This is a genomic window from Bifidobacterium sp. M3-N-101 (genome assembly GCF_023656805.1).
GTDB classification, from domain to species: Bacteria; Actinomycetota; Actinomycetes; order Actinomycetales; family Bifidobacteriaceae; genus Bifidobacterium; species Bifidobacterium breve.
Genome location: NZ_JAMOKQ010000004.1, coordinates 122,029 through 135,557 on the forward strand (window position 1 = coordinate 122,029; position 13,529 = coordinate 135,557).

Annotated in this window: 14 protein-coding genes and 1 riboswitch; all 14 genes read left to right on the forward strand. The window is 59.4% G+C overall.

Annotated elements, in window-relative coordinates; translation table 11 throughout:
• Positions 1-16 precede the first annotated feature (16 nt).
• The 14 genes from argF (at position 17) to NBH12_RS04220 (ending at position 13,529) form a co-directional block, all read left to right on the forward strand.
• Positions 17-982 carry an ornithine carbamoyltransferase gene (gene argF, locus NBH12_RS04155; RefSeq protein WP_014483932.1) on the forward strand — a complete coding sequence of 322 codons (966 nt, stop codon included), beginning with the start codon at positions 17-19 and terminating at the stop codon, positions 980-982.
• Positions 979-1,491 (forward strand): arginine repressor, encoded by a 513-nt coding sequence (gene argR / locus NBH12_RS04160; protein WP_003828799.1) that lies wholly within the window; start codon positions 979-981, stop codon positions 1,489-1,491. The genes argF and argR overlap by 4 nt, the downstream gene beginning before the upstream one ends.
• A gap of 157 nt (positions 1,492-1,648) precedes the next feature.
• Positions 1,649-2,887 (forward strand): argininosuccinate synthase, encoded by a 1,239-nt coding sequence (locus tag NBH12_RS04165; RefSeq protein ID WP_003828800.1) that lies wholly within the window; start codon positions 1,649-1,651, stop codon positions 2,885-2,887.
• A gap of 175 nt (positions 2,888-3,062) precedes the next feature.
• Complete coding sequence (gene argH / locus NBH12_RS04170) at positions 3,063-4,535, forward strand: argininosuccinate lyase (RefSeq protein ID WP_250819202.1); 1,473 nt, start codon at positions 3,063-3,065, stop codon at positions 4,533-4,535.
• Positions 4,536-4,693: 158 nt separating this feature from the next.
• A riboswitch (TPP riboswitch) is annotated at positions 4,694-4,797 on the forward strand.
• 177 nt (positions 4,798-4,974) lie between these two features.
• Entirely contained in the window at positions 4,975-5,169 is a 195-nt protein-coding gene (gene thiS, locus NBH12_RS04175; protein WP_003828811.1) for a sulfur carrier protein ThiS, read from the forward strand.
• Positions 5,170-5,180: 11 nt separating this feature from the next.
• Positions 5,181-6,050 (forward strand): thiazole synthase, encoded by an 870-nt coding sequence (locus NBH12_RS04180; protein ID WP_250819203.1) that lies wholly within the window; start codon positions 5,181-5,183, stop codon positions 6,048-6,050.
• A 138-nt stretch (positions 6,051-6,188) separates the two neighbouring features.
• Positions 6,189-6,998, forward strand: a complete 810-nt coding sequence (gene thiF / locus NBH12_RS04185) for a thiazole biosynthesis adenylyltransferase ThiF (RefSeq protein ID WP_250819204.1) — start codon at positions 6,189-6,191, stop codon at positions 6,996-6,998.
• A 142-nt stretch (positions 6,999-7,140) separates the two neighbouring features.
• On the forward strand, positions 7,141-7,497 hold the full coding sequence (locus NBH12_RS04190) for a rhodanese-like domain-containing protein (RefSeq protein WP_025221390.1): 357 nt from the start codon (positions 7,141-7,143) through the stop codon (positions 7,495-7,497).
• A gap of 269 nt (positions 7,498-7,766) precedes the next feature.
• A complete protein-coding gene (locus NBH12_RS04195; RefSeq protein WP_025221391.1) occupies positions 7,767-8,300 on the forward strand; it encodes an HD domain-containing protein in 534 nt (177 codons plus the stop codon).
• Positions 8,301-8,309: 9 nt separating this feature from the next.
• Complete coding sequence (locus NBH12_RS04200; RefSeq protein WP_250819205.1) at positions 8,310-9,077, forward strand: putative ABC transporter permease; 768 nt, start codon at positions 8,310-8,312, stop codon at positions 9,075-9,077.
• A gap of 125 nt (positions 9,078-9,202) precedes the next feature.
• Positions 9,203-10,525: a tyrosine--tRNA ligase gene (gene tyrS / locus NBH12_RS04205; protein WP_003831242.1), complete on the forward strand. Its 1,323-nt coding sequence runs from the start codon at positions 9,203-9,205 to the stop codon at positions 10,523-10,525.
• 27 nt (positions 10,526-10,552) lie between these two features.
• Positions 10,553-12,322, forward strand: coding sequence for a tetratricopeptide repeat protein (locus NBH12_RS04210; RefSeq protein ID WP_250819206.1), 1,770 nt, complete (start codon positions 10,553-10,555; stop codon positions 12,320-12,322).
• Positions 12,323-12,330: 8 nt separating this feature from the next.
• Complete coding sequence (locus NBH12_RS04215; protein WP_003831241.1) at positions 12,331-13,377, forward strand: HAD-IIA family hydrolase; 1,047 nt, start codon at positions 12,331-12,333, stop codon at positions 13,375-13,377.
• The gene (locus tag NBH12_RS04220; RefSeq protein ID WP_003828837.1) at positions 13,374-13,529 is read left to right on the forward strand and encodes a hypothetical protein; all 156 of its coding nucleotides are present in this window, start codon (positions 13,374-13,376) and stop codon (positions 13,527-13,529) included. Before NBH12_RS04215 ends, NBH12_RS04220 begins: the two co-directional genes overlap by 4 nt.

Genomic DNA, 13,529 nt, shown 5'->3' on the forward strand with positions numbered 1-13,529 from the left:
ATATAAGGAGATCACCATGACCCCAGAACTGCGCCATATGCTGCGTGATGACGACCTCAACCATGAGGAGCAGAAGCAGGTGCTTGAGCTTGCCATCAAGTTCAGCAAGAACCGTTTCTACAAGCAGCCGTTTGCCGGTCCGCAGGCCGTCGCCGTGCTGTTCGACAAGCCTTCCACCCGTACCCGCTCCAGTTTCTCCATTGGTGTTGCCGAGCTTGGCGGCTACCCGCTGGTCATTGACAAGTCCGGCTCCCAGCTGGGCCGTGGCGAGCCTGTGGCCGATACCGCCCGTGTGCTCGACCGTATGGCCTATGGCGTGGTCTGGCGCACCTTTGGTCAGGATCGCGTGGAGGAAATGGCCAAGTATTCCACCCACCCGGTGGTCAACGCGCTGACCGATGACTTCCACCCCTGCCAGATTCTTGCCGACTTCCAGACCATCGCCGAACACCGCGGCGGCGTGGACAATCTGAAGAACCAGACCATCGCCTACCTCGGTGATGCCGCCAACAACATGTCCAACTCGTATCTGCTCGGCGGTGCCGTTGCCGGTATGAACGTGCGTGTGGCCGGACCTCAGGGCTACCTGCCGCGTCCGGATATCGTGGCCGATGCCGAACGCATTGCCGCTGAGAACGGCGGTTCCATTCTGGTGACCACTGATGCTCGTGAGGCCGTCGCCGGTGCCGATTGCGTGTTTACTGACACCTGGGTTTCGATGGGTGAGGAAGCTGAATACGCCATCCGATCCAAGCCGTTCTGGGATTATCAGGTCAATGCCGAGCTCATGGCTCTGGCTAAGCCGGATGCGCTATTCCAGCACTGCCTGCCCGCCTATCGCGGTAAGGAAGTCACTGCCGAGGTGATTGATGGCCCGCAGTCCGTGGTGTGGGATGAAGCGGAGAACCGTCTGCACGCGCAGAAGGCGTTGCTCACCTGGCTGACCGGCAAGGCCCGTGGCGACGAAAGCCTGCTCGCATGAGTGAAGCCCTGCCGTCCCTGCAGCGCCCTGCCACCAGGGCCGCGCGACTCAGTGCCATTGAACAGGCGCTGGCCACGCATGTCATCACGTCACAATCGCAGCTGTCGAAAATCCTATTGGACGAAGGCATCGCGGTTACGCAGGCCACGTTGAGCCGCGACCTGGATGAGATGCATGCGGTGAAAACCCGGCTGAAGGACGGTACGGTGGCCTATACGGTTGGACGTGGTTCGGCGGTTGCCGATGTTGAGGACGTGGGGGAGCGCACCGAGGCTCAGATGGCTCGTGTGCTCAATGGTCTGGTCACTTCGGTGGCCGCTGCCCGCAACCTCGTTGTGGTGCATACCCCGTCCGGAGCCGCACAATATGTGGCTTCCGTGATTGACCGTCAGCCCATCGACGGCGTGCTTGGCACCATCGCTGGAGACGATACCGTCATGGTGATCTGCGCTGACGACGGCACCGCCGTCTCCCGCTCTGACTGGCTGCTCGGCCTCGCCTCCAAATAGTGTTTTTTCTTGCCCCCCCCCAAGGTGAGGGGAGCTGTCACCGTAGGCGACTGAGGAGAGTTGCCCAATCCTCCCCAACACGCCGTGCATAAATATACAATCCTCTGTATATACTTACATCAGTTTGTTTTTTTGGACCTTGAATGAAAGGGAACTCATGGCAGATAACAATCGCCTTGTTCTGGCCTACTCCGGTGGTCTTGATACCTCCGTCGCCATCTCGTACCTGAAGGAGCGCACCGGCAAGGACGTCGTGGCCGTGTCCCTCGATGTAGGTCAGGGCGGTGAAAGCCTTGAGACCATCAAGGAGCGCGCCCTCGCCTGCGGCGCCATCGAATCCTACGTGGTCGACGCCCGTGACGAATTCGCCAACGAATACTGCATGAAGGCCCTCAAGGCCAACGCCATGTACGAAGGCGTCTACCCGCTGGTCTCCGCCATCTCCCGCCCGCTGATCTCCAAGCACCTCGTGCGCGCCGCCCACCAGTTCGGCGCCGACACCATCTCCCACGGTTGCACCGGCAAGGGTAACGATCAGGTTCGTTTCGAGGTCTCCATCGCCTCCATCGACCCGACGCTCAAGGCCATCAGCCCGATTCGTGATCTCTCCCTGACCCGTGACGTCGAGATTGCGTTCGCCAAGGAGCACAAGTTGCCGATCACCCAGACCGAGAAGTCCCCGTACTCCATCGATCAGAACGTGTGGGGCCGCGCCATCGAGACCGGCTTCCTCGAGGATCCGTGGAACGGTCCGACCAAGGACTGCTACTCCTACACCGACGACCCGGCCTTCCCGCCGGTCGAAGATGAGGTTGTCATCGAGTTCAAGGAAGGTATCCCGGTCAAGATCGACGGCCGCGACGTCACTCCGCTGCAGGCCATCGAAGAGATGAACCGACGTGCTGGCGCCCAGGGCATCGGCCGTATCGACCTCATCGAGGATCGCCTGGTCGGCATCAAGTCCCGCGAGCTGTACGAGGCTCCGGGCGCCGTGGCCCTGATCACCGCTCATCAGGAACTCGAAAACTGCTGCCTCGAGCGCGAACAGCACCGCATCAAGCGCGACATCGACAAGCGCTGGGGCGAGCTGGTTTACGATGCGCAGTGGTTCTCCCCGGCTACCCAGTCGCTCAACGCTTTCATCGAGGACACCCAGAAGTACGTGTCCGGTGAGATTCGCATGGTTCTGCATGGCGGTCGCGCTGTGGTGACCGGCCGTCGTTCCGACTCCTCGCTGTACGACTACAAGCTCGCCACCTACGATTCCGGCGATACCTTCGATCAGAAGTCCTCCAACGGCTTCATCGACATCTACGGCCTGCCGTCCCGCGTGGCTGCCGCCCGCGATGTCAAGTTCGGCAACGGCATCGAGGTCCCGAAGAACACCGTCGAGTGATTCTTACTCAGTCGCCCCCGCTGCGAGGCTGTCGGCATAGCTGACTGGGAGTGGTCTTTGAAAGGACTGTCCTCAGTCACACTCCATGTGACAGCCCTCGCCAGCGGGGGCAACTGTATGTTTGAACACATTGCTACGCTTAAACACAGCTATTTTCACTTTTCAAGGAGCTTTCATGACTGAGAACAACGAACATTTGGCCTTGTGGGGTGGTCGTTTTACATCCGGTCCGTCTCCGGAGTTGGCCCGACTGTCCAAGTCCACGCAGTTCGATTGGCGTTTGGCTGACGACGACATCGCTGGTTCCCGCGCCCACGCCCGTGCTCTCGGCCGTGCGGGACTCCTGACCGCCGACGAACTGCAGCGCATGGAAGACGCACTCGATACGCTCCAGCGTCACGTCGATGACGGCTCCTTCGCTCCTATCGAAGACGATGAGGACGAGGCCACTGCGCTTGAACGCGGACTCATCGACATCGCTGGCGACGAACTCGGCGGCAAGCTGCGTGCCGGCCGCTCTCGCAACGACCAGATCGCCTGCCTGATTCGCATGTGGCTGCGCCGTCACTCCCGCGTAATCGCCGGATTGCTGCTTGACCTGGTCAACGCACTGATCGAGCAGAGCGAAAAGGCCGGCCGCACCGTGATGCCGGGTCGCACCCATATGCAGCATGCCCAGCCGGTGCTGCTCGCGCACCAGCTCATGGCCCACGCTTGGCCGCTGATCCGCGACGTGCAGCGACTGATCGACTGGGACAAGCGCATCAACGCCTCCCCGTACGGCTCCGGCGCACTGGCCGGCAACACGCTCGGCCTCGACCCGGAGGCCGTGGCGCGTGAGCTCGGCTTCTCCCGCGTGACCGACAACTCCATCGATGGCACCGCCGCACGCGATCTCGTGGCCGAATTCGCGTTCGTGGCCGCCATGACCGGCGTGGACATCTCCCGTCTGTCCGAGGAGATCATCATCTGGAACACTCAGGAGTTCGCCTTCGTCAAGCTCGATGACGGCTATTCCACCGGATCCTCCATCATGCCGCAGAAGAAGAACCCGGATATCGCCGAGCTCGCCCGTGGCAAGTCCGGCCGTCTCATTGGCGATCTGACCGGTCTGCTGGCCACTCTGAAGGGTCTGCCCACCGCCTACGCTCGCGATCTGCAGGAAGACAAGGAGGCCGTGTTCGACCAGGTCGATACGCTCGAAGTGCTGCTGCCTGCTTTCACCGGCATGGTCAAGACCATGCACTTCGACGGCGACCGCCTGGAAGAGGAAGCGCCGACCGGCTTTGCTCTGGCTACTGACATCGCCGAATGGCTTGTCAAGAACGGCGTGCCATTCCGCCATGCTCACGAGCTCTCTGGTGCCTGCGTCAAGCTCGCCGAAGGCCGTGGCCAGGAACTCTGGGATCTGACCGACGAGGACTTCATCGAGACCTTCGCCGCATTCCTGCCGGCCGGCAAGGCTCCGGGCGTGCGTGAAGTGCTCTCCAGCCACGGTTCGGTCGACTCTCGCAACGGCAAGGGCGGCACCGCCTATGGTCGTGTGCGCGAGCAGATTGCCGACGCCAAGGCCAGCGTCGAAGAGCTCAAGTTGTTCCCGGCCTCCACTTCTGACGGTTCCGCGTATAAGGCCCCCGGCACGTTTTAAACTGTGCGCTCCCGTTGGCGAGGGCTGTCGGCGAAGCCGACTGGGGGTGGTTGCGAAGGTCTTCGTCCACATGACCACCCTCAGTCTCGCTCCGCGAGCCAGCTCCCGCCAGCGGGAGCTAGGTCTTGCGTTGTCATCGCAACGGCCTACACTGAATAATCGTAACGAACGGGAGCCGTAAGGCTGAGAGGAAGTTGCCAGACTTCGACCGGGGAACTTGACGCGGGTCATGCCGCCGTAAGGAATCGTTGTTCTTGATTTGTTAGGTTTCCTGCAACAGTCTTTCATTCCGTTTGCATAATTTAGCCGTATGACGGGTCGTGGTGTAGCCAATGCATCGCGGCGGCCACACGGTCGCATGATTGGGTTCATGAATGGGCGCACCACTTAAGGTACGGTTCGTTTCGTGCACCCTTTTTTACTATTCGGAAAGGTTGTTATGCAGGTCAACGGAGAGCAAGTCAAGCTCGATACGCCGGTCAGCGTTGCCGACTATCTCGAAGCACACGGATTCCGCGCCGAACGTGTGGCCATCGAACTTAATGGTGAGATTATTCCGCGCGACAAGCGTGCCGATGCCATGCTTGACGACCAGTGCGTTATGGAAATCGTACAGTTTGTTCAGGGTGGCTGAAAGGAAGAGCTATGAGCAATATCAATCCGGTTACTGAAGCATCCGTTGAGGCGACGCCGCTGCCGCCGCAGCCCGCCGTCACCAATCCGGTCGGTACCGCTGCGCCGATTCTGCCGGTGGAAGACAAGCCGCTGAATCTGGGAGGCCACGAATTCCAATCGCGATTCATCTTGGGTTCCGGCCGCTATGACCTGAACCTCATCGAGGCCACGGTCGAGCACGCCGGTACGCAGATTGTCACCATGGCATTGCGTCGCGCGCAGACCACCGAGAACAGCGTGCTTGATTACATTCCTGAGGGCATTACGCTGCTGCCGAATACTTCTGGCGCGCGCAATGCCGAGGAGGCCGTGCGTATTGCGCGACTGGCCCGCGAAGTATGCCACACTGATTTCGTCAAGGTCGAAATCGAGCATGAAACCAAGTACCTTCTGCCGGACAACGCCGAAACCATTCGTGCCACTGAAATGCTGGCCAAGGAAGGCTTCGTGGTCATGCCCTACATGTTCCCGGACCCGATCGCAGCCCGTCAGCTGGAAGAAGCTGGTGCGGCCGCCGTCATGCCGCTCGGCTCGCTGATTGGTTCCAACATGGGTTTGCGTATGCGTGATTTTATCGAAATCATCATCGCCAACGCGCACGTGCCGGTCATCATCGACGCCGGCATCGGACGCCCGAGCCAGGCTTGCGATGCCATGGAAATGGGTGCGGATGCGGTGATGGCGTACACGGCTGTGGCCTCCGCTGGCAATATTCCGTTGATGGCTGAGGCGTTCAAGCACGCCATCGATGCGGGTCGTTCCGCGTATCTGTCTGGCCTTGGCAAGGTGACCGAGGGACAAGCCGTGCCGTCCAGTCCGACCACGGGGTATTTGCACTGATTGGGTATTGGCTCCCTTTTCTGAGGGGAGCTGGCCGTGTAGCGGACTGAGAGGAATTCGCGAGGCAGCGTTAAAACTTCCTCTCAGTTACCTGTGATGACAGCGTCCCTCCGGAGAGGGCAGAAACATGGAGAAAACATGGCATTGACGGATGAACAGGTGGAGCGGTACGCGCGTCATCTGATTTTGAAGGGCGTGGGTGTCAAAGGGCAGAAGCGTCTGCTGGCTTCCAGTGTGCTGATTATCGGCGCGGGCGGGCTCGGTTCGCCGGTTGCTCTGTATCTGGCGGCAGCCGGAGTCGGTCGCATCGGACTCGTGGATGGCGATATGGTGGATTTGAGCAATCTGCAACGCCAGATTATCCACACCACTGCACGGGTGAACGAGCCCAAGGTGGAGTCAGCGGCTGAGGCCATCCGTGAACTCAACCCGGACGTGACGGTCGACACTTACTATGAGCTTGTTGATGCCAACAATATCGCCGGCCTCATCGGGGCATACGATCTGGTGATAGAGGCCACCGACAATTTCGCCGCGAAGTTCCTTATCAATGACGCTTGTGTATTGGCCAATAAACCGTATATTCATGCGGGTGTGGTCGGATTCGCAGGTCAGGTGATGACCGTCATTCCCGGTGAAGGCCCGTGCTATCGCTGTATTTTCCGCGACATGCCTGCCGCTGGCGAGATTCCGACTTGCAAGGAAGCTGGCGTCTTGGGTGCGGTGGTCGGCGTGATCGGCAGTCTGGAAGCCACTGAAGCCGTCAAGCTGATAGTCGGCGTGGGGGAGCCGTTGGTGGGCCGCATGCTCACCGTGGATGCGTTGACCATGAATATTCGACGGGTGCCATTGCCGGAGCATGTGCCGGATTGCCCGGTGTGTGGTGAGCAACCGACCATCACCGCCATTGACTCGGCCAACTATATTCAGCCGGCCTGCGCGATTTAGAGCTATATGGCTCCCCCTCTGAGGGGAGCTGTCACCGTAGGTGACTGAGGGGAGTTGTTGCGGTTGAGCAAGCCTCCTCTCAGTCCGCTACGCGGACAGTTCCCCTCCAGGGGAGCCAAGATCAGAACGAGAGGGGAAGAACATGCCTATTGCTTTGCATAATGTGGTTGATGCCGATGAGAGCGGTGAGTGTGCGTATCGTCACATCACGCCGGAAGAATTCGCCGAGCTCGACCCGAATACGGTTACGCTGCTCGATTTGAGGGAACCGGCCGATTTCGCCGCTCACCCGGTCGAAGGTGCCATCAATGCTCCTCTTGATCCATTGGCTCATGTACTCAAAACCGTGCCCAAGGATCGAACTGTTGTGGTCTATTGCGCCCAAGGTTGGTGGAGCGAGGAAGTGGCCGAAATTCTCGCCGATCGCGGTTACGATGTGGCCAGCCTCTATGGAGGCTTCCAAGGCTATCTTGATTATCTCGAATCCCTCCACGATTAACAGCTCAACAGCCGATTGGCCGCAACGTATCTCTGACCTCTCGGCGCAAGGAATTCTCGTAATAATCCCTGATTTCGAGAGATCTTTGCACTGACTCGTGCTAAGCGCAAAGATTTCTCGAACAGTTCCTATTGTCGTTCTTTTGGATGAGTGTGCACGGTAATGTGCGTGCCCTACAATCGGTCACGGTGTTACCCGATAAATACTTGAATGTTGTCGGGTAATCACATGGAATGAACCGAACCAGCCCGAACGGGAAGGACGAAACCGTGGGACGCCTGCTCACTCGAGCGCAGATTCAACGCTTGGTCGCCAAGCATGGCCGTGAAGTCATCGAACATCAGCACATGCAGATCGAACGTTGCTGCTATCAGCACGGCAATGTCACCACATTCGAGCATTCCATACGTGTGGCGTGCCTCGCCGTTTGGCTGGCGGATCGCGCACATCTCTGGTACCGCGTGAATCTCAGGTCTCTGATTCGTGCGGCTCTCCTGCACGACTACTTCCTGTACGACTGGCACGACTGGGACAACGGGCAGCACCGTTGGCACGGCTTCACCCATGGCCATGCGGCCTTGATGAACGCTTTGAAGGATTTTGACCTCAACGACATCGAACGCAACAGCATCGAAAACCATATGTTCCCGATGACCCCTGTGCCGCCCGCCTATATCGAAGGATACCTTGTCACGTTGTCGGATAAGCTTTCGGCCACCGCCGAAACGTTCTCGTTCGACCGGTTCAACAAGCCACATCTGCCCTCGTTGGAGGCACACATCAAACACCGCGTTACAAGGTGATTACCGCCGATGATGATTGCGCTTGAACACTACTTCCTCTGGTTCCTGTTCTACAGCTTTGTGGGCTGGGTCTATGAATCCATCCTTGTTTCTTGCCAAGAACGTCGCTTGGTAAACCGTGGATTCCTCAACGGTCCGCTGTGCCCGATTTACGGCACCGGTGCGGTACTGGGCATCGCCGTGCTCGGCAATCTCCATAATCCAATCATCATCTTTCTGATTTCGATGGTCGGCGCCACGATTCTTGAATACACGACCTCGTGGGTTATGGAGGAGCTCTTCCACGCACGTTGGTGGGATTACTCGAATTTCCGTTTCAATGTCCAAGGGCGTGTGTGCCTTTTAGGGGCGGTGATTTTCGGTATTGCCGGTGTGGTGATTGTGCTCGGCGCCCAACCATACGTGGCACAGTTCACTGACCTGATTCCTGTGCCAATGCTGCACACATTGGTCACGGTACTGGCTCTGGTCACCATCATTGATTTAGCGGTCACGGTGGCAGGCATGCTCGAATTCGAGCAGGTGCTCGACTCCGTTACTCAAACGGTGCAGGATGTGGCTGCACGAGCAGGCGACACGTGGCAATGGGGTTCCAGTGCGGTATCCGATAAGATGCGCGAGCTCTCGCAGGATACGATTGAGCGTCTGCGTTGGGCAGCCAACGGTGTTATCAACGCACAGCAGAAGCGTATGCTCAAGTCCTTCCCGAAGTTCCAGGTGCCGAATCGTCAGGACATCATCGACTCTTTGCGCGAACTTATGGGCCCGCGCCGCTAGAATAAGGCGTTTTACTGAATCGCGCGGCTCGGCTGGTGTTCGGCACTGTCGCCATGTTCTGCGAAACTTGACTGTGCCCAATTGGGCGGTTTTATACACAATTCGATAGGGAGAAGCGACAGGCTATGGCTCACGTCACCGACTTCAAGGAAGCGGGTTTCAACACCCTGCTTGAGGAACTGGAATGGCGCGGGTTGATTTCTCAGTCCACGGACAGGGATCGACTTGCGGAAGCATTGAACGGCGAGCCCATCACCTATTATTGCGGCTTCGATCCCACTGCTGCATCCCTGCATATCGGCAATCTGGTGCAGCTCATCAACATGCGTCATCTGCAGTTGGCAGGCCATCATCCAATCGCCCTGGTCGGTGGCGCCACCGGTCTGATCGGCGATCCGCGCCAGTCAGGTGAACGCACGCTCAATCCGAAGGACGTGGTGGCCGGCTGGGCCGACCGCCTCAAGAACCAGATCGGCGGCATTTTGGAGACTGAAGGCGCCAACCCGGTGCGTTTCGTGTCCAACTACGATTGGACCGCTTCGATGACCGTCATCGACTTCCTGCGCGATGTCGGCAAGAACTTCCGCTTGGGCACCATGCTGGCCAAAGACACCGTGGCTCGCCGCCTGAACTCCGAGGAAGGCATCTCCTTCACCGAGTTCAGCTATCAGGTGCTGCAGGGCAACGACTTCCTCCACCTGTTTGACGAATACCACTGCACGTTGGAACTCGGCGGCTCCGACCAGTGGGGCAACCTCACCTCCGGCCTGGACCTGATTCACAAGGTGCGCGGTGTGGACGTCAATGTGTTCACCAGCCCGATCATCACTGATGCTTCCGGCAAGAAGTTCGGCAAGTCCGAGGGCAACGCCGTCTGGCTCGATGCCACGATGCTCAGCCCGTACAAGTTCTACCAGTTCTGGATCAACCGCCCGGATGTGGAGATGGAAAGCCTGCTGAAGGCGTTCACCTTCCTGCCCAAGGCCGAAATCGAACGACTGGTCGAGGAATCCAAGACCAACCCCGGCAAGCGCGAGGCCCAGAAGACCCTCGCCTGGGAGGTCACCAGCTTCGTGCATGGCGAGGCCGCTACCCAGGCCGCCATTGACGCTTCCGGTGCGCTGTTCGGACGCGGTGGCAACCTCGAAGACATCGATGAGGAAACGCTGGAATCCGTGCTCGACGGTTTCAAGGTGGTCGACGAGAACGGCGAGCACGTCTTCCCCGTCTCCAAGCCCGGCGATCGCGTGATCGACGCCGCCCAGGCTGCCGGACTGTTCAAGTCCGCTTCCGAGGCACGCCGCGCCATCAAGTCCGGTGGCGTGTATCTCAACAACAACCGTATCGAGGATGAGGAGCAGGTGCTGGCCGAAGCTGACTTCCTGGCCGGCCGCTTCGCGCTCATCCGTCGTGGCAAGAAGGCGCTCGGCGCCGTGGAAAACCGTTAATCAACAACGAATTAAGGAAAACAAGTAATGGCAGAAGGTAACGAGCGTTCCGGCAAGTCCTACGGCGGCGGCCATAAGGGGTATGGCGATCGCCGACCGGGCAACCGCGGTGGCAAGGGTTTCAAGCCGCGCGGCAAGGGCGGTTTCAAGCCGCGTCATGATGGTGAGGGTTTCAAGCCGCGTCGCCGCGAGGATGGCGAGGGTTATGCGCCGCGCCGCGATGGTGATGGTGAAGGCCACGGCGGCTACCGCAAGTCGTACGGCAAGGGCGGCGACTTCCACAAGGGTGGTCGTTCCGGCTACCGCGGCAATGGTCCGCGTCGTGACGGCGAAGGATTCCGCCCGCGTCGCGACCATGATGGTGAGGGTTTCAAGCCGCGTCACCGCGAGGATGGCGAGGGTTACGCGCCGCGTCGCGATGGTGATGGTGAAGGTCGCGGCGGCTACCGCAAGTCCTACGGCAAGTCCGGAGGCTTCCACAAGGGCGGCTACCGCGGCAATGGTCCGCGCCGCGACGGCGACGGTTTCAAGCCGCGCCGCGAGGGTGGCTACCGTTCCCACGAAGGCGAGAACGGCGAGAACCCGCGCTACCAGCACCGCGACAATGATCGCCGTGATTTCCGTCGCGATGGCGATCGTCGTGACTTCCATAGGGATGGCGATCGCCGCAACTTCCGTCGCGATGACCGTCGTGACAATGACCGCCGTGACGGCTACCGCGAGTTCTCTCAGGAGGAGAAGCGCCAGTACCGTGAGGAGAAGCGCTCTGAATACATGAACCGTCCGCGCCGCAATTCCGACGGCACGATGAGCTTCCCCTCGCAGAACCCGTACACCGATCGTCGCCCTGACGAGCCGAAGATGCCCAAGGGTATGGAATGGTCGATGCTGTCCTCGGATGAGAGGGAGCGTCTGCGCGGCCTGTCCAAGGAGCACGCGGAGAACATCGGTCTGCATATTCTCGCCGCCTTTGCGCAGGAGGAGGACGATCCTCAGAATGCTCTCGAGCATGCCAAGTGGGTGGCTCGTCAGGCTTCCCGAATTGACTTCGCCCGTGAAACGTTGGCATTCATCGCCTACCGTCAAGGCGACTACAAGCTCGCCTTGCGCGAATTCCGCACCGCTTACCGCATGAACGGATTCCAGGACTACCTGCCGTTCATCGCCGACTGCGAGCGTGGCCTTGGCAACCCGAAGAAGGCCGTGGAACTGGCGCTGTCCGACGAGGGCAAGGCACTGCATGGCTCTCCGAAGGTCGAGATGTTCCTGGTGTACGCTGGCGCTCTCGGTGATTTGGAAATGTGGGATAAGGCCATTGATGTGGTTCACGCCGTCGGACGTTCGCAGGGTCTGCCGGGGGAGTACCGCATGCGTGCGGTACAAGCCGAACAGTATTTCCTCGAGGAAGCCGGCCGCAACAAGGAAGCCGAGCAGCTTAACGATTTGCTTGACCGCCTTGAAGACCAGTACGCCGACGAAGACATCGACGAGGATAGCGATGACGTGGTCGTTGACCATGATCTTGAGGACATCACCGACGACTCCGAAGTGATGGAAACCCTCGGTATCGACCCGTCCGAAGCACAGTATGCTCCAGAGCTTGAGCCTGAAGAGTCTGAGGAGCCTGAGGAATCAGAAGACGCCGAGGAACCGGAAGATGATGAAGCTGCGGAGGAATCCGACGTAGCTGAATCTGATGCCACTGAGGAGTCCGAGGAGAGCGACGAACCGGCCGAATCCGAAGAGTCGGCTGATGATGCTCCCGCCGAAGCCGAATCTGAAGAAACCGAGGAGTGAGCGGCGTAATGACCCGTTTTCTCAAAGGCACCGATCGTCCGCTTGCCGAGGCCTATCAGCTTGCGCTGCTGGACCTCGACGGTGTGGTGTACCGCGGCAAGAACCCGGTCGACTATGCGGCTGATTCCATCCGCGCTGCCGAACAGGCCGGCATGACTATCGAGTACACCACCAACAATTCCTCACGATTCCAGCATGTGGTGGCCGATCAGCTCAAGGGTTTTGGCCTGGATGTGGAACCGTGGCAGGTCATCACCTCCTCGGTGGTGGCGGCCCGTATGGTAGCCAAAGCGTTGCCGGCCGGTGCGCGCGTGCAGGTATTGGGTGCCGATCATCTTCGTGATGAGGTCACGCGAAACGGTTTGACCATCGTGAATGGCCCGGAAGACCATCCGCAGGCGGTTATTCAGGGATGGTATCCCGAGATGACGTGGCAGATGATGGCTGAAGTCTCCTATGCGGTCGAAGCCGGAGCCACATATTTCGTGACTAACCGTGATCTGACCATTCCGCGTGAAATGGGCATAGCGCCCGGCTGCGGCTCGATGATTCGAGCCGTGATCACCGCCACTGGCGTCGAACCAGTGGCCTCCGCAGGTAAGCCGGAAGCCTATATGTACGATGAAGCGCGTGAACTCAACGCCGCCGAAGGTCATGACTTGGTGCCCAAAGAGTCGTCCATCGCCATCGGCGATCGTCTCGACACGGATATCGAGGCAGGCAACCGTGGCGGCTATGATTCGCTGGCTGTGTTGACCGGCGTGACCAACCCGACCGAGCTTATGCTGGCTCCCGAACACTTGCGCCCCACGTTCATCGCCCGTGATCTGCGCGAGCTTGGCGAGATTCAGAGCGAACCGGTGCGTTGCGAGGACGGTACTTGGGAGTGCCGCAAGGCCAGCGCATGGTTTGAAAACGGACGGGTTCAGGTCAGTGATCCCACGAGTATGGATGGTCTTCGTGCTGCGGTATGTGCCGCTTGGGAAGCCGCCGACAAAGGCGCGCAGATGGATGAATCCATGGTGCCGAACTTTGTCCTTGGAGAGCAGCGATGAACAGCGAACCTCAGTCAGCCGGCCGTACGCCGGTGTCGCAACGGTACCCGGATCTTGTGGATATTGACAATCAGGACAATGACCGCAAGCTCGAGATTTACCGCAATGTGCTTGACTCATTGCACAGTGAGCTCGACGAGAGCCGTGACTGA